A 25,176-nucleotide genomic window follows, 5' to 3' on the forward strand; every position below is an offset into this window, starting at 1 on the left:
TTACGGAGGCTTTCTCGAGGCATTTAAGTGGATTGCTTCTGGTATCTTTCTGCTGATGGGCCTTATGCTCATACGCAAGCCGGCAACCAATCTATCTGCCGACAGCCGCATGACGCGGCCAGGCGTTTGGGCGGGCTTTGCCGTCGGCGTCGCCGCCGTGATCGGTAACCCTAAGGCGATCCTGTTTTACATGGGCGTTCTGCCCGGATTTTTCGACCTGACCCGCGTTACCCCCGTGGACATTGCGGCAATCCTTTTCGTGTCCATCCTGATTCCGATGCTTGGTAACTTGGGCCTAGCGCTGTTTCTGGACCGCGCTCGCCGCCTTATGTCGAGCCCCGAAGCGATGCGCCGCCTGAACATCATATCGGGCATTCTGCTGATTGGCGTCGGATGTGCGATCCCCTTCACTTGACCCTAAATCTTGTGTCAAAGGGGTGACAATTCCCCCTGCGGACGCTATAAGTTGCAGGTAACATTAGGGGTTCCTGACGCATGGCTGAACCAGCCAAAAATCTTGCCGAATACGGCGCCGATTCCATCAAAGTTCTCAAAGGGTTAGAGGCGGTTCGCAAGCGCCCTGGCATGTATATTGGCGACACCGACGATGGGTCGGGTTTGCACCACATGGTGTATGAGGTTGTCGACAATGGCATTGACGAGGCGCTGGCCGGTCACGCCACGGCCGTAACCGTGATAATCCACGCCGATGACAGCGTTTCGGTGCGTGACAATGGCCGGGGCATCCCGGTCGATATCCACCAGGAAGAGGGCGTTTCTGCCGCCGAAGTCATCATGACGCAGTTGCACGCAGGCGGAAAATTCAACAACACCGACGAGGGCGGCAACGCCTACAAGGTCTCAGGTGGTTTGCACGGCGTCGGCGTTTCGGTGGTTAACGCGCTGAGCGAGTGGCTGGAACTGCGCGTCTGGCGCAATGACAAGGAATACCGCGCGCGGTTTGAACATGGCGACTGTGTGGTGCATGTGCACGAGGTTGGTCCCGCGCCCGGTGAGCGCGGGACCGAAGTGCGCTTTCTTGCGTCGGCAAAGTCGAACATTCCTGAAGGAACGTTCTCAAACCTCGACTACCAGTTCAAGATCCTGGAAACGCGCCTTCGAGAGCTGGCCTTTCTGAACTCTGGCGTGCAGATCATTCTGCAAGACGAACGTCACGCCGAACCGCTTCGGACCGAACTTTTCTACGAAGGTGGTGTGCGCGAATTCGTCAAGTATCTTGATCGCTCCAAAACCCCGGTAGTTGCGGAACCAATCTACATGATCGGTGAGCGGGCCGGTATCGTGGTCGAGGTTGCGATGTGGTGGAATGATACCTACAACGAAATGGTACTTCCGTTCACAAACAATATTCCGCAACGCGATGGTGGTACCCATCTGGCTGGTTTCCGTGGTGCGCTGACGCGGTCGATCAACGCCTACGCGCAATCGACCGGGATCGCGAAGAAGGAAAAGATCGACTTTACCGGCGACGATGCACGCGAAGGTCTGACCTGCGTTCTGTCCGTCAAGGTGCCCGATCCGAAGTTTTCCAGCCAGACCAAGGACAAACTGGTGTCGTCCGAAGTGCGGCCGGCGGTCGAGAATTTGGTGAACGAAAAGCTGGCCGAATGGTTTGAAGAAAATCCCGGCCCGGCCCGCAGCATTGTTAGCAAGATCATTGAGGCGGCCCTGGCCCGCGAAGCGGCCCGCAAAGCGCGCGAACTTACCCGCCGCAAGACCGCGCTGGATGTGGCGTCATTGCCGGGCAAACTCGCCGATTGTCAGGAGCGTGATCCCGCCAAGTCCGAAATCTTTCTGGTAGAGGGTGATAGCGCAGGAGGCTCGGCCAAACAGGGCCGCTCGCGTGCCAATCAGGCCGTTCTGCCCCTGCGCGGCAAGATCTTGAACGTGGAGCGCGCGCGCTTTGACCGGATGCTGGGCAGCCAGGAAATCGGCACCCTGATCACCGCCCTTGGTACCGGCATTGGCCGCGACGAGTTTGACATCAAGAAACTGCGCTACCACAAGGTTGTCATTATGACCGACGCCGACGTCGACGGCGCACATATACGTACGCTGCTGCTGACGTTCTTCTTCCGTCAGATGCCCCAGCTTATCGAAGGCGGCTACCTCTACATCGCGCAGCCGCCGCTGTACAAAGTGGCACGTGGTAAGTCCGAGGTCTATCTGAAGGATCAGCCCGCGCTGGATGACTACCTTGTCGAAATGGGGCTGGAAGGCGCCGTGTTGCGGCTGGCCGATGGCACTGAAATTGCGGGCAACGACCTTGCGCGTGTGCTGGAAGGCGCGCGCCAGTTTCGCCGGGTGCTGGACGCGTTCCCGACGCATTACCCACGCGCCATTCTGGAACAGGCTGCCTTGGCCGGTGCCTTCGATCATGGCAGCGCTGATGCTGACTTGCAGGCCGTGGCCGATACCGTTGCCAAACGGTTGAACCTTGTGGCTGCAGAATACGAACGCGGCTGGACCGGTAGGATCACGCAGGAAAGCGGCATCCGCCTTTCGCGCGTCCTGCGGGGGGTCGAAGAGCTTCGCAATCTTGACGGTGCTGTGCTGCGCTCGGGCGAGGCGCGCAGGCTTGCCGCCGCAGCAGGTCAGCACCGCGACACCTATCGCCACCCTGGCCAGCTTGTCCGCAAGGACCGCGAGCAGATCATCCACGGCCCGATCGACCTCTTGAAGTCCATCCTGACTGAGGGTGAAAAGGGCCTTTCTCTGCAGCGCTACAAGGGCTTGGGTGAAATGAACCCCGAACAGCTTTGGGAAACCACGCTCGATCCTGAGGCCCGTACACTGCTGCAGGTGAAGGTTGATGACCTGGCCGAAGCGGATGACATCTTCACCAAACTGATGGGCGATGTGGTCGAGCCGCGGCGGGCATTCATCCAGGACAACGCGCTGGACGTGAAGCATCTGGATTTCTGAAGCCCAGACTTTTGAAGCGGTGGGCCGAGGTGCGATCCTCGGCCCGGCTCAGGGCGCCGACCGGTGCTCCAGCCGTAGGCCAATCGCACTGCGCAACGGAAAGCCTGCCCAGTACGTGTCGGCGGCTGTGGGTTTGCCCGCTTCGTCGCGGTCGGCCACGCCATCCTCCGCCATCTCTACCAGCGCCAGATAGCGGTCCATCCCGGCATCGCCCTTAAGCAGCTTGCCGAAGTAGGCGGTGGTAAAATGCTGCGCGACATTGTTCATCCGAACACTATCCCAGACCGCGTCCGAGTAATGCTCGGCGGGGATGAAATCGAGGCCCTCGGCGGGTTCCCAAGCCTCTACCGGTGCAGGCATCGGTGCGCCTGCGTTGTGGTTTGCCCCGATGAACGTCAGCAGATACCGGTCGGAATTCACCGCCTCTTCAAAGATCATCCGTGTGCCACCTTCGTAAAGCGACACATCGTCCTTGCTGCCCGCGATCAAAAGCATCGGCGTCCGGATGTTGGCCAGCCCCGCCGCATCCCAGAACCCGGTGTTCCGCCCCCATGGCGCAAAGGCCACAACCGCCTTGATCCGGGGGTCGGGCAGCGCCCGCTGGCTATCGGTGCCGTCCTGATGCATCAACAGCGTTCCAGCCGGCGCGCCCCAGTCATATTTGGTGCTAGCCTCGGTCACGCCGCCACCTGCAACGATCACTGCACCATAACCCCCCATCGAATAGCCGATCAGCCCGGTGTTCCCGGCATCGACCAACCCGGTCAGGAACGACCCTTCCGTCTTCGACAGTGCGTCGATCTGGTTCAGCACGAACAACTGGTCCAGAGGCCGGTTGACCAGCGTGCTGCCAAAAGCCGCCGGATTATCGTAAGTGCTGTCAGTGTGGTCGATCGAGACAGTCACGTAGCCCTTGCTGGCCAAATTCTCGCCCAGATGCGCCATCAGGTACCGGTTCCCCGGATAACCATGCGAGATTAGGATAAGGGGGTAAGGCCCGCCCGCCACATCCGGCGGCGCGTCTCGCAGCGCCGAACCGTGCAACGCCACCCTCCGCTTGCCATCGCGGATCAACACGCCCTCATACGCCTGGCTGCCCGCCACTGCCGGTGCACCCTGTGCCGGATACCAGACTTCTACAACCAGTGGCCGGTCATAGCGCGGCATCGCGTCAGGGCCGGTCACGTTTACGATGTCCAACTGATCCGGATTGACCACCTCCAGCGTCTGCACCCCCACAGCAAGTGGCCCGGCCGCGGCCAGTTCTGGCGCATCTGACCGGATCAGATCAATCCGGTTGTCATGCGACGCCACGTCTTGCGCAAGTCCAGCCCCAGCCGTGGCAAGCACTATCGCTGCCGCAAGTGGTTTCATCATCGCGATTCTCTCCTGCTTCAGGACGTTCTGGACCGCTGCCTACATCTAACGCGCATTCAACCACAGGGCGAACCAAATCGGATCTTCAGCTACAAATTCCTGCCGCTAAGTCAGGTTCATCCAACTCCGAACACTGCGTGGGGGTGCTATCCCTCGGAACTGACCTGAGATGCAGCAACACCCGCGCCAATCCTGCGATCCCCCCGGATACACGTCTGGGCTTTGCCAATTGTTCCTTCGCCTATGCGCAGCGTAGCATGCTCACTTGTGTTACGCCCTCCTTCCCGCAAGATTGACCGTCAAGCGCGAGCCTAATCTGAGCGCTTCCTCGCACAGCTCTGGAATCATCAATGCCCACCCTTCATCCCATCTTGCTAAGTGGCGGCTCGGGCACGCGCCTCTGGCCCTTGTCGCGCAAGAGCTTTCCAAAGCAGTTTGTTCCGCTTTTGGGCGAACGTACGCTTTTCCAGGTAGCCGCCGCCCGAATGCATGGTGCAACAGGGGTCGCCAAACCCATCGTCATCACGAACTCCGACTTCAGGTTCATCGTGACTGAGCAGCTGGCCGCAGCGGGTATTGATCCCGGTGCCGTGCTTATTGAACCAGAGGCGCGCAACACCGGGCCTGCAATCCTCGCAGCGGCACAGTATCTTGCCGCAATCGAGCCGGACGCGTTGATGCTGGTGATGCCGACCGACCATGATATCCCCGATCTGGCCGCCTTCCGGGCCGCCGTGGCCGCTGGAGTCCCGCGTGCCGAAGCCGGAATGATTGTCACCTTTGGCATTCGCCCGGATCGGCCGGAAACGGGCTACGGTTGGCTGGAACTTGCCGCAAGTCCGCAGGGCGCAGCGCCGCTGCCGTTGATCCGCTTTGTGGAAAAGCCAGATCTGCCACGGGCCGATGCGATGCTGAAGGAAGGTCGGTATCTTTGGAATGCGGGGATATTCCTGATGTCCGCTGAGACGCTGATTGCGGCATTCCTTGCCCATGCGCCAGATCTGATCGACCCCGTTGGCGAAGCGGTTGGTAGCGCGCGCCCAGACTTGGGTTTCCTGCGACTAGCCACCGAGCCTTGGTCCAAAGCGCGGGCCGTGTCCGTCGACTATGCGGTCATGGAAAAGGCCACCAATCTGGAAGTTGTGCCCTTTGAAGGCGCTTGGTCAGACATGGGTGATTGGAACGCAGTTTGGCGTGACGGGGCGGGAGAGGGTGGAATTGCCACACGCGGCCCAGTGACCATGATCGACTGCGAGGACAGTCTGATCCGGTCCGAGTCTGAGGCGCTCCACGTTGTTGGCATCGGCCTCAGGGACGTCATGGTTGTTGCGATGCCTGACGCGGTGCTCGTTGCAGACAGGTCCCGAGCGCAGGAGGTGAAAGACGCAGTTGCGCTGCTGAAAGCCAAGAGTACCCGGCAGGCCGAGATATTCCCCCGCGATCACCGTCCGTGGGGCTGGTTCGAGACGCTGGTGCTTGGAGACCGCTTCCAGGTAAAGCGAATCGTCGTCCACCCGGGTGCAGCACTTAGTCTGCAGAGCCATGTCCACCGGGCCGAACACTGGATCGTAGTGTCTGGAACAGCGCGTGTCACGGTCGAGGGCGAGGTTAAGCTGATGGCCGAAAACGAGTCTGTCTATGTGCCCCTAGGCGCAAGGCACCGGTTGGAAAACCCCGGAAAGGTGCCGATGGTGCTTATCGAAATCCAGACCGGAGCCTACCTCGGTGAGGATGACATCATTCGATATGAGGACATCTATTCGCGCGGCGGAGGAGCTAAGGGCTAAAGAAAGAACCGGACGCCGGTAAGGTCCACACACCGCGTTCCAATCGTTCAGTCCGCATGGCTTGGCATCGCGCGCGCAGAACATATAGACAGCCCTGCGCCACTCTCGGGTAGGTGTGGATCGGATGGAGCAGTCTTTGACCTCGCTTTTTGATTGCGTTTTCACTCTTTGGATACCCGGACTAGGCGACCCCTCCGTGGTGGGCTGGGTCACCGTCGGTGTCTATCTGATTGCGGCCGGGGCTGCCGCGGCAATGGCGGCGAGGGGCTGGTTTCCAGATCGCACCGCGCTCCGCGAAAGGGCGTTCTGGTCCTTGGCAGCGGTGCTGCTTGTTCTGCTCGGAATCAACAAGCAACTCGACCTGCAGTCGTTCCTTACGGCTGTTGGTCGATGCGATGCGTTGGCGCAAGGTTGGTATGAGGACCGGCGGGCTATTCAGCGAATGTTCATTCTGGTGGCAATAGGGGTGGGTGCGGCCGGGTTGCTTGCGACCGGCCTGCTTCTTCGTGAAACACTGGCACGGACCGGGATCGCACTTCTCGGACTTGGGTTCGTTACAATCTTCGTGGTGACGCGCGCTGCAAGTTTTCACCATATGGATGCGCTGATCAACACCTGGATTGGCGGCGTTCGGATCAACTGGGTGCTGGAGCTGTTCGGACCGCTTCTAGTCATCGCTGCAGCACTGCGCGGATTCGCGCCAAGCCGGACCTGAGGGTCTTTGGGGCCGTCCCCGAATCATTTGCACCCGAGGTCAATCGGTTTTGGTGACTGAATCGGGCCGAGCGCCCAAGAAATCGGCAGCACAAGTTACCGTTCATAGAAAATTCATCGTTTCTTCAGGATGAACAATGCTTTCTGGGTGTTCACCTCTTGTCCCAACGGCGGCTTCAGCGGCCGTCCGACGCGCTGGCGGCGGCACATTAAGTCATGACGAAAGCTGTTTGAAATACGGCAAGAAAAAGGCATCTGCCATTTTGTAGACTTGCTCCAGATGCCGACCAAGCTGCTTCACGGGCACCAGTGTGGCTTCTGGAGACACACAACCGGGAGATGTAAGGCAATGAAAATAAGAACTTTTTGCGCGACGGGCGTCAGGCGAACGCATTGCTGTGTTCATAGTCAGATGGTAGAATTCTTAGCAAGGTGATCACCAGTCGTTTGATCGCGTTGGCACCGGGTTATCGAGTGCGTCTTTCATACGGCTTGCCGGTTGGCGTGCATTTCGATTTTGGCCGCCGCGCGGGAGGGTTTGCGAATGGATTTACAAGTTAAAGATACTGTTTCGGACTTCGATCGTCTTCAGGTCCCGCAAGTTCCAGCCTGGTCGATGCCAAAGGCGGACGGGTTATACCGTTTGGTGCTGAAACGTGCACTGGATATCTTCGTCGTGCTTCTCGCCCTGCCGATCATCGCGCTGACGGTTGGCTCGCTGGCCGCTCTGATTGCTCTTGACGGTCATTCGCCGTTCTACACGCAAAAGCGTGTCGGGCGGGGCGGTCGGATTTTCACCTTGTGGAAACTTCGCACAATGATCCCGGACGCAGATGCCCGCCTGACAGCGCACCTTTCGGGCAACGAGATGGCCCGGCGCGAGTGGGAAGCCTATCAGAAGCTTTCTAAGGACCCCAGGATCACACCGCTTGGTCAATTCCTTCGCAAAAGCTCGCTTGACGAACTTCCTCAGCTTTGGAATGTGCTGAAGGGCGACATGAGTTTGGTAGGCCCGCGTCCGATGATGCAGGAGCAGCGCTCGATTTACGCCGGCAGCGCGTATTTCCTGCTGCGCCCCGGATTGACCGGGCTTTGGCAGGTGTCCGACAGGAACAATTCGACCTTTGCACAGCGCGCAGAGTTCGACACGACCTATGAGCGCGAGTTGTCGTGGGCGACCGACCTCAGATTACTTGTGGCGACCGTGGGCGTCGTACTTCGTGGCACGGGGCTCTGACCCAAACCGGATATTTCTGGCCCTAGCCCCTTGATCAGACTGCCCAAGAATAGCCCCGATAGAAGCACAGCGGTTCCGGTGACCGGATAGGACATCAGGACGATCCAGATGGGCCAAGAATGAAAGAACAGCACTGCGGAAACGCATGCACCTGAGATGATCGCGATGAAAAGAGCGCCAAGCAACATCTCAATCCCCTCAGAAAGCAACCAGCGTCTACGATTCGTGCGGCGCAATCTTCTGCTATTCGACCTTGGCCCCAATTTGACCAGCAGCAGAGTCATTAAAGCGCATTCTGTGGCACATGTGGCGGAAGCTCGCCTAGGCTACAGGGCAATTACTAACGGAATCTTGCCGATGCTTGGGCGGGTTCAGCACTCAGTCTCGGGTGGTATGCCCAAGCGTCGACACCTGGACCGCGAGCAGAGAAGAATGGTGGTGAGTGTTTGCCGATCGAAGACCCAACAGGGCACTGCTGAGCAGAAGTCCAGCTGCCCCACCAAACGGGTAAGCAAGAATCGCCACCCAAATCGGAAGTCCAGCTGCCAAAGCCACCGAAGTTGCAAACGCACCCGTCAGGATCGATCCGATCAACAGCCCTACCAACATCTTCTCCATCCTTCCCAACATTCGCATTGGTTGTTTTTGGAAGAAGATTCTCTCGCATTCGTGGCAAAAATAGGGCGTGATTGCGATGAGAGTGCGCGGACTGAAATCCCGCATAGCGGCGCCCCAGAGCGACAGCGCTTATTTCAATGAAAGACACCGTGCAGCACCAAACCCAGACTCTTCGTACTTTCCCTATCAGCGTGCAGTTGCGCGCGGCTTTACTCGCGGCGACGCTCATATTTTTCGGCCAAGTGTCGCGCGGTATGGTCGACGGCTTTCTGGCTCTTGGCGCTCAGCAGATGATCATCCAGCGACCATTGTGCCTGACCTGTAACGCAAAGGAGCCCGTCGCCCTGCCTTTCAATGCACCGCTCGACCAAAAGGGGAACTTTCTCGTGGAGCCCAGAAACGACCTCCACCCCTTTGATGGCCCTGACGTGAGTAAACCTGGCACGAGCAGGTCAACCAGCAGCCGTCGCGACGGAAGTTCGGGCGGCAACGATGGGGAACAGGACAGTGCCGCGATCCGTCCGCTGCCTGTTACGGATGCCGAGGTCGAGGCTTTCGTACAAGCAGTGATGGCCGATCCCGATAAACCGGCCCACACCAACGATGCCGCCGCTGCGTTAGAACACGCCGCCGTCGTGGCCCTTGTTCCCCGGTCAGCGGCCACGCATGTCGCAGTCGCCAGCGGAAGCTGGTTTGACCCTTCGACTTGGTACCAAGGGCACGTCCCTGATAGCAACGCCAAGGCTCTGATCCCCGAAGGCGTGTCGGTCACTTATGATGGGCAGGGCGACGCCTCGCTAATGACGCTGCGGGTTGACGGCGCGCTGCACTTTGCCACCGACGCAGACACCAGATTGATTGCCGACACGATGGTCATCTCGCCCAGCGGATTGCTTGAAATCGGCAGCATCAAGAACCCCGTGCAACCGGATGTCCGGGCCGAGATCTTGATTTCAAACAACGGCGATATCGCGACGGCTTGGGATCCGAGGCTATTGTCGCGTGGCATCATCTCGCACGGGAAGGTCCGTATCCACGGTGCGATAAAGACCGCATTCCTCAAAGTCGCGGAGGCCCCGAAGCGGGGTGACCGCGCGATCAAGTTGGCGAAGGTGCCGGAAGGATGGCGCGTTGGTGATACGATCATAGTCTCCGGCACCCGCAAGGAAGGCTGGGCCTGGGACAACGATGCTGGCAAGATTTTGCACCACGAAAGCCAGGATGAAGTGGTCACGATCACGGCTCTGGACGGCGACCAGGTTTCTTTCGACAGACCGCTTCGCTATAACCACTTCACACCCCGGAAAGACCTTTTCGCCTATGTGGCGAACATGACGCGCAACATTACGTTTGCCAGCCAAGGGGGCTATGCGACGCCCGTGCACCAGCGTGGCCATGTGATGTTCATGCACAACGATGATGTGGACGTGCGCTATGCGGCGTTCAAAGAACTTGGCCGCACCGATAAATCGAGAGAGGCGTCCGACGTCGGTGCCTTGCCGCAGGTCCTGGCCAACAGCAATGTAAAGGGTCGCTACCCGTTCCACTTTCACAAGACCGGGACGACTGACCTGCAACATCCCGCAATCGCCATCGGCAATACGGTTTCCGGCTCACCCGGCTGGGGTTTCGTGCACCATTCGTCGAATGCGGATTTCATCGACAACGTGGCCTTCGACGTCTTTGGCGCTGCCTTCGCCGCCGAAGATGGCGACGAGACTGGCATCTGGTTGCGCAACATGGCCATCCGCGCCGTGGGTTTTGATTGGGGCGACGTCCCCGCGAAATCCGGGCTGGAACGTCACGACAACGGGCGTACCGGCGATGGGTTCTTCTTCGCAGGACGGTTGGTCGAGGCTGCGGAAAACGTGGCCGTCAACACGACGCATGGGTTCGTCTGGATGCACCGCTCGGCTCCAACCGGCCCTCTCGCGGCAGTGCTTGATCACCCCGAGATTGCCTATGGCAAGCCGCAAATGGAAGTCGACAAACCGCCGATCCAGGGCTTTCGGGATAACGAGGCTTTCGGGACGGAAATTGGTCTCATGGTGATCAAGGCAAACTCCGAGCAGGGCCACGATGTGCGTTCCGTGCTGGACGGCTTTTTGAACTGGGAAACACGCAAAGGCGTGGATATCAGTTACACCGGTCACTACACCTTCTTGGACTTTGATCTTATCGGAACCTACCGGGATGGTTTCTTCAAAGCGGACACCGGCTTTTACTTCGGCACCAATGCGTTCGACATTGTAGTGAACCGGATGACGGTCACCGGCTTTCCCGTCGGCGTAAACATGAACCAGGATTACACTTTCCAGGTTCCTGACAGCGATGTTGGCTACATCATGATTGATGTCAAAATGAATGACGTGGAAACAGATTATGTCGGCTTTTCGCCCGCAAAGCATCAAATCCTCGCGTCGAACGATCTGGTTGCCGGGCGGTTCGATGTTGAGCAGCCAGAGGTAACGATCGGGCCAAACCAGGACCTCGTTCTGCTTGCTACAAAGACCGACTCTATTGGCAAGACGCCGCGTCAGAAGGCAGGGGATCAACAGACAATCTACCGTTGGGAAACATCCGATCTTCTCCGCGCAGTCGGCTACTACACTTTGCCAGATGGCCGAAAGATCGCGCGCATCCCCGATCTGCTGGCAGACCGCGCGACGGGCAGTTTGATGAAACGTAGCTACGTTGTCACCTTGGACATGTCGGATGCCGAATTGCAGGGCGAAGGCGCCAAAAGCCATGGCCGTTTTGATTCCGGCAATCTCATCCCAACCACTGAAAACGACAGTCTTCAGCTGACCGAAGGACAGGAATTTGAGATCGACGTACTGGCCAATGACAGCGATCCAGAAAGCGGGAGGCTTGCGGTGGAAGGGTTCACTGACCCTGGCCACGGTGACGTTTACCTGCAACCGAACGGGGCACTGCTTTACAGGCCGAATCTCGGGTTTGTTGGCGCCGACAGCTTCACCTATTGGGCAGGTGACGACATGGGCAACTATGCGCCCGGCCAGGTAAAGGTCGAGGTTTTTGCGCCCTGAAGATACTCACTTCGCAAAAGACGAGGAATCGTCCTGGAATCATGCAACTTGGTATTCCTTGCTATGGAAAAGATGGCCATCAGCCCTTTCCATGTTAGATCAACATCGCAATGATGACCGTGTAACCGTGACGGAGTCTGCGGGTGTTTGAAGTTTACAGAAAGATATTCTCGCTGTTTGACGCCAGGGAACGGCGGCGATTCTGGATTCTGGCTGCGATCATGGTACTCGTAGCCATGGTCGAGATCATCGGCATCTCTTCCGTTCTGGTGCTTCTCAAGGTTCTCGCGGACCCCAAATTCGTGCAAGAAACCAAGGCCATGGCATTCGCTTACGATTTGCTCGGCTTTCAAAGCAACTTCAGCTTTCAGGTCGCGCTCGCGACCGCTGTCATGGGCGTGGTGGTCTTTGGTCTCGCGATCAAGGCTGCAGGAAGCTACGCTGTCATTCGCTATTCAGCGATGCGTGGCTACTCGATTTCCAGCCGGCTCTTGGGTGCTTACCTGCATCAACCCTACGCATGGTTCCTTGAACGCAACAGTTCCGAGATCAGCAAGAACGTCCTCAATGAGGTCGACAGTCTGGTCGGCCGCGTCATCGCACCCGCACTCAAGCTTTTGGCCGGCATCTTGTTGGTCTTGTCGATCATCGGTTTGCTTTTCTTCGTCGACCCTTACGTCACGCTTTTGTCTGCCGGCCTGATCGGCGGCAGCTACGCAGTAATATACATTCACCAGCGAGAGAGGTTGCGTCGCGCGGGCGAGAATCTGATGCAGGCCTACGGTGAACGCTTTCGTGTATCCCAAGAGGCGACGGGCGGCATAAAGGACGTCAAACTCTTGGGTTTGGAGGAAGCTTATTCGGACCTTTACAGGACCGCGGCCAATCGCAGCGCCCGCTCAAACGCAACAATCGGAATCATCTCCGAGCTGCCGCGATTTGCGCTTGAGGCAATAACGTTTGGCACGCTTCTCGCGCTTATTCTTTTGCTGCTTCTGCGCAGTGGCGGTGAGATCGCCGGGACCGTCCCGACCCTTGGTATCTTTGCGTTCTCGGTGATGCGGCTGCTTCCGGCCCTGCAGCAGATCTACGGCGCGCTGGCCACAATGCGCGGGGCGCGCTCGTCGCTGGACGCGATCACCGTCGACTATGCGGCCGCGATCCAGACGCCGCGCCCGTCGATTGCGCCAGCGGCAGCCCTACCGCTTGAACACGTGCTGGAGCTTTCGCAAATCAGTTTTGGCTACGCTACGGCCGGACGCACCGCGATTTCGGAACTTGATATGAAGATCCGCGCCCGCAGTACGGTGGGAATCGTCGGTGGCACTGGTGCCGGCAAGACCACGCTTGTCGACCTAATCCTTGGGCTGCTAACCCCGGACAGCGGAGACATCAGTGTAGACGGCACCCCCGTCACAAGCGCCAATCTGCGCGGTTGGCAAAAGACGCTGGGCTACGTTCCGCAGGCAATATTCCTGACCGATGATACGATTGCAGCCAACATCGCTTTTGGAGTGCCAAAGGATCGGATCGATATGGCGGCGGTCGAGCGTGCTGCGCGCAACGCAGCACTGCACGACTTTGTCGTTACCGAACTGGCAAAAGGCTATGACACGATCGTTGGCGAAAGGGGCGTGCGGTTGTCGGGCGGACAACGCCAACGGATCGGCATCGCCCGCGCGCTTTACCGCGACCCGACGCTGCTTATCATGGACGAAGCGACGTCTGCGCTCGACAATATCACTGAACGTGTCGTGATGGAGGCGGTCCAGAACATCCGCTCTGACAAGACGATCATCCTTATCGCGCACCGCCTGACCACGGTGAAGGACTGTGACACGATCTTTCTGATGGAGCGTGGCCGGATCGTTGCGCACGGCACCTATGATGAGCTGTTGGCTGGCAACGAGGCCTTCCGCAAGTTGGCCGTTGGGCATTGAAGCACGTGCGAGCCTTCGGAATGAAGTTCGGAATGAAGGCAGTCTAAGGCCAAACGGTCACGGGCATTCTCTGTCGCGAAGGCCATCCAGAGTTTCAACCCGCTGTGGTCCGCGTTGCTTAAGACGATCCAAATCTGCTAGCATTGGCAATGAAAAATTGAAGGTTCGCCTCGCTTGTAGGAGAGAGAAATGCCGAGAGTATCCATTTCAATGCCAGCGTATAATGCCGGTCGGTTCATTTCAGAGGCGATTGAAAGCTGCCTTTCCCAGTCGCTCACGGATTTTGAACTTCTGATCCACGATGATGGAAGCACCGACAACACCCTCGAAATTGCCCGCAGCTATGAAGCAAAAGACCCGCGGATTAGGGTGACGACTTCTACCAACTGTGGTGCGGCGGTCACCCGAAACAAATTGATCGACGCATCGCAGGGAGAATACGTGGCAGTTCAGGACGCGGATGATGTCAGTCTTCCGGCCCGTCTGGAACTTCAGGTGCAGTTTCTTGACGCGCATCCGGACCACGTTCTGGTCGGTGGTCAGATCGAATGGATGGAAGAAGACGGGCTCGTCATAGGCCCCGTCCATACGGTGCTGAACCATGAAGACATTGAAGCGCGGCACCTGCAGCTCGACTGCAGAATGGCACATACGACGGTGATGATGCGACGCAACGCGCTGCAGAAAGTCGGCGGTTACGATCACGACTTCGCATATGCCGAGGATTTTGACTTGTGGTTGAGGCTGGGCGAAGTCGGCAAACTGGCGAACCTGCCGCAAGCCGTCGCGCGGTATCGGCTGGTTGGTTCCAGCCTCAGCAGTCTTTATCACCCGCTGCAAGTCCGCGACGCATGGCGCGCGTTGAATGCTGCAAAGACCCGGCGAGGGCTGGAAATTGACCCCCATGAAAGCGCGCCAGCGCCAAATGGTGAACCGCTGCAGCGTGCAAGTTGGCGCAGAACGATACAGTTCGGCTGGATTGCCTGGGGTGCAGGGCGGCGGCAGTCCTGGCGTCATTTCGCGTTGCGAGCGCTGCGCGAAGCACCGAATCAGCCCGCCAGTTGGCGGCTGCTGGTTGTCGGTGCGTTCAAGCGTCCGCCCGGTGGCGCACAAAACACTGCCCCGGATTGAGGTATCCGAGTGTTAGCGACATTCAGCAGTTGTAAACTACTGCAAAGTCGCAACCCCAAGGAATGTCCACCCGTCAAAGCCGTCGAACCAAGGGTCGGAATTGGGCGAACTTCGGCTTGTCCAATCAACTTATCGGCTAACTGACCGCTTGAAATCTGTTGATTGCGGCATTTCCCCTTCAATTTCTTGATTTTTCCTCCTTCATTCCCGTTATAAACTTGGTGCCGGTACAATTTTTCAGTCCTGCGAGGAACGTTATGTCAACACCAGTCCTGTCGATTGACCCCCAAGCCCTTGTCATTCCGATGGAAGAAGCGCGCGAGGCCGGCCGGTCCGCCGCCGAGGCGTATCGAGCGCAAAAACCTTACCCGCATGGTTGCTTTGATGACTTTCTGCCGCCCGAGATTCTGGAGCGGGTGCGCGAAGAACTCCGCCAGCTGCCAGAGGCTGAAACCATCTTCAATCGCCCGCAGGAAAAGCAGAAGACGTCGTACCAGCCAGAACGTCTGGCATTTTACACACGCAGCCTGTTCTACGCCCTGAACTCACGCGCGTTTCTGGCGTTTCTGGAAGAACTGACCGGGATCGACGGTTTGATCCCCGACCCTTACTTTGCTGGCGGCGGGATCCATGTCGTCGCGAATGGCGGCCACCTCGACATCCACGCTGACTTTAACCATCACGGCAAGCTGAACCTTGAGCGGCGCATCAACGTCCTAATCTACCTGAACAAGGATTGGCGCGAGGAGTGGGGTGGGTCCTTCGAGATCTGGAACACCGGCATGACCGAAAAGGTCGCAAGCTTCGTGCCGCTGTTCAATCGCATGGTTTGCTTCAACACCGGGTCCGAGACATGGCATGGCAACCCAGAGCCGGTCGCCCAACCGGATGGCGAGCCGCGCATGTCGATCGCGCTGTACTACTACACCGCCACTTGGGATTCGACGCGCAAGTCGCACTCGACACTCTTCAAGCCGCGCCCCGGCACGTCCGACCAGGAAGACCGCCAGGAAGCCCGGCACGCAGCGCTTCAGAATTTCCTGCCTCCGGTTCTGTATCGCCGCATCGGCCACCATCTTCGCCGGATTGGAATCTGACAACCGCGTGCAGTGGCGCTAGGTCAGCGCCGGCAAATGGGTGTCAGAAACGCGGCCAATTGCGTGGCAACGGTCTTTGGCGAAAGAACGGCTCCCACATGGGCACGCGCCGCCTTGCCGAGCCTCTGCGCAAGATCGGTGTCGTGAAGCAGGCGTAAACATGCATCCGCCAAGGCTTTCGGATCTTCCGGCGGGACAAGCAGGCCGGTTTCCCCGTCTGTTATGTTTTCCTGGCAGCCGCCAACACGTGTACACACAACGGCCGAGCCCGCAGCCATTGCTTCGACCAAGGTGCCGCCAAATGTCTCATAGCGTGAAGCAACAATAGAAATCCCATGGTTCAACCGGTGTGCAGCTACCTCCTCACGAGACTGCTTGCCGCAAACATCAATTCGTGCGCGCAACTCATCGGGCAGGCGCGCCAGCGTCTCGGCTAGGGTCACGCGGCGGCCATCAGGCAGCAGAACTCCGTTGTCGGGGCCGGCAAAGGTCAATCGGCAAGAGGCATGTTGTTGCGCGATCAGCGCAAAGGCATTGATCACAACGTCGCCACCCTTGATCAGATCAAACCGACCCACGAACAAAATACGCATTATCCGCGCGGCATCCAGCACCACAGCTTCGGCGGGCGGCAAGACCGGGTTGGGGATAACCGTTGCGGGAACGTCCGGTAGCCCCCAGGCCGCCCTCGTTCGCTCCAATGTGTCCAGCGACGGTGCCGTGATCCCATCGGCAAGGCGCAGCCCTGCAGCCTCGCGTGCCTCGCGCCGGGCGCTTGCCTTCTCATGGCCAGGCCCCTGAAGCGCCTTGTGCACCCACCAAGGGCCATGCAGCGTCACCACCAGCGGGATCCGGATCCGCTTGCTGACGGCGCCGGCCCAGCCTTGCGTTTCCTCCATCACCACAACTTCGACGCCATGCAACCGGCTGGCCTCGTGCACTGCCACCACAAGCCGCCTCGCCACCGTTCGATTGATTGCCACCGCCGGATCAAACCGCATCAAAAGCTTTTCCGCCAAAGACATGCGATGTGGTGGCAAAGTCACCACACGTGGATGATCACTCGGCCCGTCGACTGCATGCGTGATGATGGTGACCTCGTGCCCGCAGGCTTCCAGCCCCATCGCGATCTGGGCCACAGCGGTCGCGATACCATTTGCCGTGTTGGTCCCGGGCCAAGCCGGGGTAACCAGCCCGATCCTCAAGGGAACCATCGGCGCAGCATCCTTCGCCAAAGATGGCGCGATCATCGTGTCTGTCCCCGGCGACCGCCAGCCTTTCGGCGGACCCTCTGTTCCGACACCTGCTGACTTGCCATCAACCATGACGGGCCGGGGGTTGCCGCGCCGAGCGTCGCTCCCCATTGCCGGTGGGGTGACGACGTCGCAACTGCACCCTCCTCGTCATTCTTGGGACGCCAGATGACAAAGCCGGCCATCGCTCCGGCCATAAGCCAGACGTGGTTGACGAGACCGGCATTCGGCAAAAGATCAATCAGGTTCGCGCTCAGCACGACCATCAGCCCCGGTGTGATTATTGATGGGCCAAACTGACGATAACGCCGCGCGAAGAACATGATGGGCAAACAAAGCAGGCCGAAATGGGCAATGTAGCCAACCCATCCATAGGTCCCGATCAGAATGATCCAGACGCCGTCAGTGACGGTGGTCATCTTGCCGCTCTCGGCCTCATAAAGCTGGTTCCTACCCCAGCTCCCCCAACCAAACACCGGCTTTTCGTTTGCATGGCCCAGTAGCGCATCCTCATTGTCGAACCGGAATTTGAGCGATTCCGCACGTTCCGGGCTCATTGAAGCGGAAATCTCGTAGACCGATTGGACGGGTATCCATCCCGCCCCGCGAAGCATCGGATACAAAAGGACGGTCACGGCGATGGCGACTGACACGGAAACCTGCAGTCTCCTGCTTCCCAAGGTGACCAACATCGAAAGACTGACCGCAATCGCCAGTGCCCCGAAGTTTTTCGACAAGAACAGCGTGCCAATCAGCCACACCACGGCAAAAATCCAGCCCGACGCGGTCTTTCCCTGACGCAAGGCCTCTCTCCAAAGCACCAGCGCCGAAAGGGTCGCGAGGCAAAGGAAGATGCCCAGCATCAGGCCGTGGTTAAGAAACACGACAGGTCGAAAGCCTCCTGCCCGGATGTGCTGGATGAACTCACTCGGAAAGAAACCGTAGATCCAGTTGTTCAGCTGCGGGCTCATCCTGATCTCGAAAAGCGCAGGCAGCGTGTAGACCAGCGCGGCTGCAACGAAAGCTTGCAACAGCGACTGGTGTGCTTCGCGGGTGTTTAGATAACGTAAGCCAAGAAAGAACGGCAACACATGCACGGCGATGCTGGAAATCATTGAAAAGGCGTCATAAAGGCGAAGCCCTTGAATGTAGCGCGGCCCCACGATGATCGGATCGGGGTTTTGCAAGACAGTCATGATGGGCGCGACAAAAAGCAGTGTAAGCAGCCCGTAGATCACCCACTTGATGCGGATCTGGGCGACCGGCGTTCCGTTGGCCGGGCGCGGTGCGTAAATCAAACACAGGACCAGCGCGCTTAGGCTTGGGATCAGCGACTTGTCCAGCATTGGCAGCATCGGCAGCTTGAGACCCGCCGATGTTGGCAAAATCAGATGGCCGCCAATAATCGTCCAGATCAATGCCTTGTGCAGCGGTAGCGTCCGAAACAGAACCAGCGCCACCAAGGGCCAGCTGAAGATCATCACGTAGGCAAATGCGTTCGGCATCCAGAACCTTGTTTGACAGCAGCGGAGGTGACTCTTTCTAGCCTGTCCGGGCACAAAGGAAAATGCTGCTGGTTGGATCGGGCCGAAAACATTGCCGGTCGCGATTCGGCCCAAACCTCACGCTAGGATGCCTTTCGCTTTCGTGCTTTCTGGCAACCATGACGCCCAAGTCCCTGATTCCATCAAAAGCAGATGAACGTCATCCATCGGACGTCCGAATTGGCGCTGTCGTGATCGGGCGGAACGAAGGCGCGCGGCTGGTTGCCTGCCTTCAATCCTTGCCACCTGTGATCGCCCGCGTTGTCTATGTTGATTCCGGATCAACCGATGGCAGCGTGACAGTGGCCCGCGCGGCTGGTGCCGAGGTGGTCGAACTTGATTTGACCCTGCCTTTCACCGCTGCCCGCGCCCGGAACGAGGGGTTGCAGGCGCTGATGGCCGGGGAAGGGGTCGACTTCGTACAATTCATTGATGGCGACTGTGTCCTGCAATACGGCTGGATCGAGACGTCCCGCGACTTTCTGCGCGCCTACCCTAAGGCCGCCGTGGTCTGTGGTCGGCGGCGCGAACGTTTCCCAGAGGCTTCGGTCTGGAACAGACTTTGCGACGCCGAATGGGATACACCGGTTGGCCAGACCAAGGCCTGTGGTGGTGATGCATTGATGCGCGCGCAAGTGATCTGCGCTGTTGGTGGCTATAAACCCAACCTCATTGCCGGCGAGGAACCAGAGCTTTGCCTGCGGCTTCGTGCCGAAGGCTGGCAAATCTGGCGAATCGCTGACGAGATGACATTGCACGATGCCGCGATGACGCGTGCAAAGCAGTGGTTCCGTCGCAGCCGCCGTGCAGGCTATGCCTATGCCGAGGGTGCGGCCCTGCACGGAGCGCCACCCGAATGCCACTGGGTTGCAGAAACCCGCCGTGCCCTGGTCTGGGGTGTCGGCTTGCCTGTTGTGTCAATCATCGGGATGGCCTTATCGCCATGGTCGGCCCTCCTTCTGTTGGCCTATCCTGCGCAGGCCCTGCGTTTGATGCGCCGTTTTGGCAACGAGCGCGGCTTTTTCCTGACACTTGGCAAGGTACCCGAAGCGATAGGTGTGCTAGAATATCACTATGGCCGAATGTTTCATCGGCCCGTTGAACTGATTGAATACAAGTAAGACATCAGATTGGCCTAATGACGATGACGCTGGTGACGACACTCATTTCTGCGGCTCGAAAGATCCAGCCTGGCAATACGCCGGGAACGCTCGCTTCGCAGGGGCGTTTCGTCCTGGCGGGTCTTGGGGAGCGTGACCTTGTCGGCAAGATGCTCAACCCTGCGCCCGGTACCGCGTTGGAACGCATCATGGCCGAACGACCGCAACTGCTTGGCGCACTGGTTTGGCCCTACCAATGCGCCAACTGGGGGGTCCATGACCGTCTGAGCCGGATCATCGGCCATTACTTAGCACTTGACGATCTTGGCGCGTCGTTCCGCTTTTCGGTTGACGAGCGTCTGATCCTTGCCAAGCTAGATGATCTTCAAGAAGGCATGATGCTGGTTATCGATCAACCAGAATGGTTCCTGCGCGAAGGCGGTTTGACGATGAGCCTGTTTCTGGGCAGCTTTCGCGCGTTTTCCGTCGCGTTTTCGCTGTTTCGTATGCCGGATGGTCGTCTCAGCGCAACCATCGGCGGGGTGCAGGGGCGAAACCGCGAAGACATGCTTGATACCTACCGCGACCTGACAAAAGAGCTGCATGGTTTGCGCCCACGCGACTTTCTGATCGAAGCATGCCGGATCCTGTGCCGTCAATTGAACGTCGAGATCTTGCACGCCGTTTCCGAATCTGCGCGCCACCAACGGCATCCCTATTTCCGGAACAAGCTGTCGAACAGCCAGAACTACGACACCATTTGGCAAGATCGCGGCGGCATTTCCGTCAGCCCGGATTTCTTCGAGCTGCCAGTACTGCCGGCACGTCGGGATCTGGCGACTTTGAAGCCCGGGAAACGCCCGATGTATCGCCGCAGATTTGAGTTTCTTGACGCGCTCGAAGCGGAAATCGCCGCCAATCTGCCCGCGATGCGCCCAGTGCGCTTTGCAGACAGTTGAGGAAGACGGCATGCTGACCGCCCACCGCAATCACTTGGCCGCTTGCTCCGCTTTTCCGGGCCAGCGTGGTGATTATTGCCTTCGCTTGGCCCCGCAAGGATGGGCGCAATGACTGATGCGCGTACCGAAGAATTTCTGTCCGCGGTTGGGCCCTTGGTCGTGATCAACCTTCCCAATCGAACGGATCGGCGCGACGAATTCGCAGAACAGCTGGCCCGGATCGGCCTGTCGCTCGATCACCCGAAGGCAAGCCTCTTTCCGGCAATCCGCCCAGATGCGGCGGATGGGTTTCCAACAATCGGGACGCGCGGCTGCTTTCTCAGCCACCTTTCCGTCTTGCGCCAAGCCCTGTCGCAAGGGCAGGACTCGGTCCTGATCTGCGAGGACGATCTCGATTTCGTGCCCGGCGCGCTGTCGCGTTTTTCCGAAGTCGGCTCGCAGTTGAAGTCCCGGTCCTGGAACATCTTCTATGGCGGCTACGATAGCGCACCGCCCGGCGAGCTTGTCGCGCCAGGGCTCGTCAGGGTCGCGCCCGACCATGGCATCGTTTGTGCTCATTTCTACGCCGTCCGCGGTGCCGCGATTGGCGATCTTGTGCGGTATCTTGAGGCGATCCTGACCAGACCGCCCGGCCATCCCGACGGTGGACTGATGCACTATGACGGCGCCCTCGCTTGGTTCCGCAAGGATCACCCACACTATACAACCTTGGCCACGGTGCCGGAACTTGGCGTTCAGCGCCCGTCGCGCACGGATATTCATGCGCTGCGGTGGTTCGACCGTTGGCCCGTCGTGCGCAGTCTGGCATCAAGTCTGCGCCGGGCTCGCTCGCAAGTGCGCCAGCGCGCAAACCGTGGGGCTGATGCCTGAAAGGATCATTTTTTGATGACGCGCCCTACGCAGAAGCTCTGCTTTGATTTCATCGCTGGCGAAACCATGGCCGTCTCCCACGAACCACCCGCCTACGCCGGGTCGCTTGACCCAAGCCTGTTCCGATTTGAAACCCATGTCACCGGCGGTGCCGGTTGGGTTGCGATAGCCTTCCGCATCTTCCGCACCATTCTGACCCGCACGCCCGACGTCGTGGTTTCGAACGAGTATCGACGCGCTTTCCTTGTCAACCTCGCGCTGATTCTGACCCGGAGCCGCGCGCCGCATCTGGTTCTCGGGATGAACCTCTCGGCTCGCCCCATTGTCTCGCGCCACTCTGTTATCCAGCGCCTGATTGATCGGATCTTCGCAAGGTCTTCGGCTATCGTCGTACATTCGACCAAGGAGGCCGAATTCTTCACCGAACTCCACCACCTGCCAGTGGGTCGTTTCTGTTTCGGCCATTGGGGGTTTGACCTTCCGCTAACTGACAGTGACCGTTTCGACAGCGAAGCAAAGCCCTTCGTCTGCATGATCGGCCGCAACAACCGGGATCTTGAGACCTTTGCCGATGCCGTCCAGCGTGCTGGCATTGCTGGCATCGCTGTTGTGCCGGGGTACATGCACCTCGATCCGGCGCTAGAGAAGGGGCTGAAGATCTACCGCGACTTGCCGATGGCCGACTGTATCAGTTGCATCCGCAACGCTGCCGCAAATGTCACGCTCTTGCGCGACGGCAGCCGTGGCGCCGGGCACATTACCGTTGTGACCGCCATGCATCTGGGCATTCCGCAGATCTATTCCAAAACCGAGGTGCTTCGGGAGTATTTCCCCAGCGATGCATTTGGAACGGCCGTACCAATCGGTGATGCAGCGGCGGCGTCCGAAGCGATTCTGCAGGTGCTGAAGGCGCACGATGCGCCCGATCTCGACACTTCGGCTGATGCGCGGCGGGCCTTTGCACGGACATGGTTGTCGCATGATAGTGGCTCTCGGCGGATCGCTGCGGTGTTCCTGGCAATGCTCGAGAATCGGGCACTGGCATTGACCGACCCGGAATGGGACCGCTGGCTGGCACAGAACATCTCCGCCCCGCAAAGGGCTGTGGCGGTTTCGTGAAGAATATGGAACGGACGTGTAAAGGAAGGTGGATTTGTTGACCGGTACCCTTGCCTTCAAGTCATTCTCGCAGCACAATTCTTGAAGCTGTATCAAGCCTGATCTAGGCCCTCAGATCTTACAGGGTCTCGATTGGGCCGCTTTGTTTTTTTGGGAACAACCAAGTGATTGAGTCGGGCCATTGATGCAGCAGTCCCGTCCGGATTTACTGACATCTATCGGAACGCGGATGAATGTCGCTGCCCGTCGCATGCGTGCCGTGCTTGATCACCGTCTTGGTCGGACAGCCTTCGATCCACTTCCCCCGCCCGTGCTGGTCGGCGAGGTGGAAAGCTTTACCTGTCGGCCGGCCCTCTTCGAACCTGATCAACTGAGCCGGGTACTCGGCTGCGGGTTTGGCGCGGATCTCAACGGCGAAATCACACGCCTTCAGGCCACCAGCTTCACTGGAATGCCAGCCGAACGGTACGACTTGGGTGAAAGCATCTTGATCGGTGGCACGGTCATTGCTGGCCGGTCCCGCTACATCTTTCAGAAGATGTCAAAGATAAAGAGCATGCTTTCCCAACTGGCCGTATACGACCGCGCCACCCTGCTGAATTCCGAGCAGGGGATGTCCTATTTCGGCCATTGGCTGCGGGATGACTGTTCCCACTATGAGGCGGTCAAGGATGCCCCGGCGCTTTTGTCGATGGCGCTTCCCGACTGGCCAGACCGGAAATTCTACCAACACGCTTTCGGGCAGAACTGGAACGTGACGAAGTTCGCGCGTGTGGGCGAACTGACCGTCTGGCGTGATCTGAACTATAACTCCGCCAAGGCCAACCACATGCGAAGCTTGCGTGGGCGTCTGCGCCGGGCGGTTCCTACGCAGGCTGGCGGCAAAATCGTCTATCTGGGCCGAGGCAATCTTGGCGAAAAGCGCAACATGTCGAACGCCGTCTCCTTCGAGGCCGCAATGCGCAAAGCCGGTGTCGACGTGATCGAACCCGGCAACGGCATCGAGGGCATGCTTGATGCCAAGGTCATCATCACGATCGAGGGCAGCCAGGCCAGCCATAGCATCTATAATCTGGCAGACGGTGGGTCGCTTCTGATCCTTCAGCCGCCCGAACGGTTCTATAATCCGATGCGGCACTGGGCGTCTCTTTTGGGTATGACTTACGGGATCGTCATTGGCAAAAAGGATGCGACCAGCTTCCACATTGACCCTGACGAAGTGTTCCGCATGTTGGACCGACTGCTCGCGCTAAGTGCGGGCTTAGTCTAGCGTTCTGTCCATTGGTCTGAGCCGCCCGTGCGCGCCACCGTTTCGAAAGATCTCGGCAAGCCATGCGCCTTCCTTCGCGATATCAAACTCGGCTTCGACAATATGCCGCCCGGCCTCGCCCATTGCCCGCGAAGCATCAGGGTCGCTCATCAGCCGTGCCATCCGTTCGCTCAGCATGGCAACGTCACCCGGTGGAACTGTGTATCCCGCCACGCCGTCCTCGACCAACTCCTGTACGCCTGCCACACGCGTTGCGATCACCGGGATGCGGCTCGCCATCGCTTCCATCAAGACCACGGGCACACCCTCGGCAAAAGACGGAAGCACCAGCATGTCGGCGGTCTCCAATAGCGCCGCAACCTCGGCCTGCGTCCGAAAACCGGCAAAGGTAATGGCGGTGCCAAGTCCCAGTTCCGCCGCCTTCGCCTCAACCGCACGCCGCGCCACGCCGTCGCCGACAATTGTCAGATGCGCATCCGGATACTGCGGCAAATTCCGCGCAAAAGCCTCGACAAGCAGGGGCGCGCCCTTCACCGGATCCAGACGGCCGACAAAGATAACCCGCTTGCCAAACGCTTTGCGCGGGGCGCGACCGTAAGTCAAAGGACTGATCCCGCAGTGCACGATGGTGATTTTCGCCCAATCCTTCGGGTTGCTGAACAGCATCAGCTGCGCGCGGCAGAAATGACTGATCGCCACCACGAACCGCGCGCGCGCGATCTTTTCTCCCAACGCCCAACGCTCGGCTTCGAAGAAGATCGCTGGCCCATGTTCGGTAAAGCTGAACGGGATGCCTGACAAAGCCGAGGTCAACATCGCAACCGAACAACTGGAATTGCCAAAGTGGTTGTGCAGGTGGTGAACCCCCTTGCTCCGCAGGTGTTCGCTCAGCACGCCAGCTTCTACAAAGTAGAACAGCTGCCAAAGCAGCGCCTTCACCCCCGGTGACCGTGTCCGCAGCGCCAATCCCAGTGTCGAAAACCAAACCCGCGGCGCGCGCGCAAACGCTCGGGCATGGGCAACGACTACGCGCAGCGGATTTCGCGCCGCAGCCAGCACATAGAAGGTCTCGGCGCGCGCGCGCATCTCTTCTTCGCCACGAAACTCCAAAGCGTCGGGCTTGCGGATCGAGCAGGTCAGCACCTGCAGGCCCTCCGCCCGCAA

Annotated in this window: 18 protein-coding genes; 14 read left to right on the forward strand and 4 right to left on the reverse strand. The window is 58.9% G+C overall.

The window, feature by feature from the left end:
* Positions 1 to 415: LysE family transporter (locus RMO18_RS17135; protein ID WP_309667546.1), on the forward strand; the 415-nt coding region annotated here is incomplete at its 5' end.
* 80 nt (positions 416 to 495) lie between these two features.
* The gene (gene gyrB, locus RMO18_RS17140) at positions 496 to 2,946 is read left to right on the forward strand and encodes a DNA topoisomerase (ATP-hydrolyzing) subunit B (RefSeq protein ID WP_309667549.1); all 2,451 of its coding nucleotides are present in this window, start codon (positions 496 to 498) and stop codon (positions 2,944 to 2,946) included.
* Positions 2,947 to 2,994: 48 nt separating this feature from the next.
* On the opposite strand, the gene RMO18_RS17145 is transcribed toward gyrB, so the two are convergent.
* A complete protein-coding gene (locus RMO18_RS17145) occupies positions 2,995 to 4,323 on the reverse strand; it encodes a dienelactone hydrolase (protein WP_309667551.1) in 1,329 nt (442 codons plus the stop codon).
* A 350-nt stretch (positions 4,324 to 4,673) separates the two neighbouring features.
* Between RMO18_RS17145 and RMO18_RS17150 the strand changes: the two genes are divergently transcribed.
* The 7 genes from RMO18_RS17150 (at position 4,674) to RMO18_RS17180 (ending at position 15,897) form a co-directional block, all read left to right on the forward strand.
* Entirely contained in the window at positions 4,674 to 6,110 is a 1,437-nt protein-coding gene (locus tag RMO18_RS17150; RefSeq protein WP_309667552.1) for a mannose-1-phosphate guanylyltransferase/mannose-6-phosphate isomerase, read from the forward strand.
* A 196-nt stretch (positions 6,111 to 6,306) separates the two neighbouring features.
* Positions 6,307 to 6,825 carry an isopropylmalate isomerase gene (locus RMO18_RS17155; RefSeq protein ID WP_309667553.1) on the forward strand — a complete coding sequence of 173 codons (519 nt, stop codon included), beginning with the start codon at positions 6,307 to 6,309 and terminating at the stop codon, positions 6,823 to 6,825.
* Between the two features lie 543 nt (positions 6,826 to 7,368).
* On the forward strand, positions 7,369 to 8,061 hold the full coding sequence (locus RMO18_RS17160) for a sugar transferase (RefSeq protein WP_309667554.1): 693 nt from the start codon (positions 7,369 to 7,371) through the stop codon (positions 8,059 to 8,061).
* A 755-nt stretch (positions 8,062 to 8,816) separates the two neighbouring features.
* Positions 8,817 to 11,729: an Ig-like domain-containing protein gene (locus RMO18_RS17165; RefSeq protein ID WP_309667555.1), complete on the forward strand. Its 2,913-nt coding sequence runs from the start codon at positions 8,817 to 8,819 to the stop codon at positions 11,727 to 11,729.
* A gap of 143 nt (positions 11,730 to 11,872) precedes the next feature.
* The gene (locus RMO18_RS17170; RefSeq protein ID WP_309667557.1) at positions 11,873 to 13,669 is read left to right on the forward strand and encodes an ABC transporter ATP-binding protein; all 1,797 of its coding nucleotides are present in this window, start codon (positions 11,873 to 11,875) and stop codon (positions 13,667 to 13,669) included.
* A 189-nt stretch (positions 13,670 to 13,858) separates the two neighbouring features.
* Entirely contained in the window at positions 13,859 to 14,800 is a 942-nt protein-coding gene (locus RMO18_RS17175; RefSeq protein WP_309667558.1) for a glycosyltransferase, read from the forward strand.
* Between the two features lie 158 nt (positions 14,801 to 14,958).
* Positions 14,959 to 15,897: a 2OG-Fe(II) oxygenase gene (locus tag RMO18_RS17180; RefSeq protein WP_309667559.1), complete on the forward strand. Its 939-nt coding sequence runs from the start codon at positions 14,959 to 14,961 to the stop codon at positions 15,895 to 15,897.
* A 23-nt stretch (positions 15,898 to 15,920) separates the two neighbouring features.
* Here the strand turns inward: RMO18_RS17180 and RMO18_RS17185 are convergent, their stop codons facing one another.
* Together RMO18_RS17185 and RMO18_RS17190 are read right to left on the reverse strand one after the other, a co-directional pair.
* Positions 15,921 to 17,147, reverse strand: coding sequence for a glycosyltransferase family 4 protein (locus RMO18_RS17185; RefSeq protein WP_309667560.1), 1,227 nt, complete (start codon positions 17,145 to 17,147; stop codon positions 15,921 to 15,923).
* A complete protein-coding gene (locus RMO18_RS17190; RefSeq protein WP_309667562.1) occupies positions 17,144 to 18,769 on the reverse strand; it encodes a hypothetical protein in 1,626 nt (541 codons plus the stop codon). The genes RMO18_RS17185 and RMO18_RS17190 overlap by 4 nt, the downstream gene beginning before the upstream one ends.
* Before the next feature lie 44 nt (positions 18,770 to 18,813).
* Here RMO18_RS17190 and RMO18_RS17195 point away from each other — a divergent pair, with 44 nt between their 5' ends.
* The 5 genes from RMO18_RS17195 (at position 18,814) to RMO18_RS17215 (ending at position 24,012) form a co-directional block, all read left to right on the forward strand.
* Complete coding sequence (locus tag RMO18_RS17195) at positions 18,814 to 19,815, forward strand: glycosyltransferase family A protein (RefSeq protein WP_309667563.1); 1,002 nt, start codon at positions 18,814 to 18,816, stop codon at positions 19,813 to 19,815.
* Positions 19,816 to 19,838: 23 nt separating this feature from the next.
* Positions 19,839 to 20,753 (forward strand): DUF535 family protein, encoded by a 915-nt coding sequence (locus tag RMO18_RS17200; protein ID WP_309667564.1) that lies wholly within the window; start codon positions 19,839 to 19,841, stop codon positions 20,751 to 20,753.
* 108 nt (positions 20,754 to 20,861) lie between these two features.
* Complete coding sequence (locus RMO18_RS17205; RefSeq protein WP_309667566.1) at positions 20,862 to 21,623, forward strand: glycosyltransferase family 25 protein; 762 nt, start codon at positions 20,862 to 20,864, stop codon at positions 21,621 to 21,623.
* 15 nt (positions 21,624 to 21,638) lie between these two features.
* Positions 21,639 to 22,742 carry a glycosyltransferase gene (locus RMO18_RS17210; RefSeq protein ID WP_309667567.1) on the forward strand — a complete coding sequence of 368 codons (1,104 nt, stop codon included), beginning with the start codon at positions 21,639 to 21,641 and terminating at the stop codon, positions 22,740 to 22,742.
* A gap of 181 nt (positions 22,743 to 22,923) precedes the next feature.
* Positions 22,924 to 24,012: a hypothetical protein gene (locus RMO18_RS17215; protein ID WP_405054102.1), complete on the forward strand. Its 1,089-nt coding sequence runs from the start codon at positions 22,924 to 22,926 to the stop codon at positions 24,010 to 24,012.
* Here RMO18_RS17215 and RMO18_RS17220 read toward each other — a convergent pair.
* The coding region (locus tag RMO18_RS17220) for a glycosyltransferase (RefSeq protein ID WP_309667568.1) at positions 24,004 to 25,176 on the reverse strand (1,173 nt) is incomplete at its 5' end. The genes RMO18_RS17215 and RMO18_RS17220 overlap by 9 nt on opposite strands.

It is taken from the genome of Tabrizicola sp. (assembly GCF_031377265.1).
Classification (GTDB): Bacteria; Pseudomonadota; Alphaproteobacteria; order Rhodobacterales; family Rhodobacteraceae; genus JAUYQR01.

What these genes read in the sequence shown, in the direction of transcription:
- gyrB (WP_309667549.1), top strand. Translation starts at nt 496, where the DNA reads ATGGCTGAACCAGCCAAAAATCTTGCCGAATACGGCGCCGATTCCATC.
- RMO18_RS17145 (WP_309667551.1), bottom strand. Translation starts at nt 4,323, where the DNA reads ATGATGAAACCACTTGCGGCAGCGATAGTGCTTGCCACGGCTGGGGCT.
- RMO18_RS17150 (WP_309667552.1), top strand. Translation starts at nt 4,674, where the DNA reads ATGCCCACCCTTCATCCCATCTTGCTAAGTGGCGGCTCGGGCACGCGC.
- RMO18_RS17160 (WP_309667554.1), top strand. Translation starts at nt 7,369, where the DNA reads ATGGATTTACAAGTTAAAGATACTGTTTCGGACTTCGATCGTCTTCAG.
- RMO18_RS17165 (WP_309667555.1), top strand. Translation starts at nt 8,817, where the DNA reads ATGAAAGACACCGTGCAGCACCAAACCCAGACTCTTCGTACTTTCCCT.
- RMO18_RS17175 (WP_309667558.1), top strand. Translation starts at nt 13,859, where the DNA reads ATGCCGAGAGTATCCATTTCAATGCCAGCGTATAATGCCGGTCGGTTC.
- RMO18_RS17185 (WP_309667560.1), bottom strand. Translation starts at nt 17,147, where the DNA reads ATGATCGCGCCATCTTTGGCGAAGGATGCTGCGCCGATGGTTCCCTTG.
- RMO18_RS17195 (WP_309667563.1), top strand. Translation starts at nt 18,814, where the DNA reads ATGACGCCCAAGTCCCTGATTCCATCAAAAGCAGATGAACGTCATCCA.
- RMO18_RS17200 (WP_309667564.1), top strand. Translation starts at nt 19,839, where the DNA reads ATGACGCTGGTGACGACACTCATTTCTGCGGCTCGAAAGATCCAGCCT.
- RMO18_RS17205 (WP_309667566.1), top strand. Translation starts at nt 20,862, where the DNA reads ATGACTGATGCGCGTACCGAAGAATTTCTGTCCGCGGTTGGGCCCTTG.
- RMO18_RS17210 (WP_309667567.1), top strand. Translation starts at nt 21,639, where the DNA reads ATGACGCGCCCTACGCAGAAGCTCTGCTTTGATTTCATCGCTGGCGAA.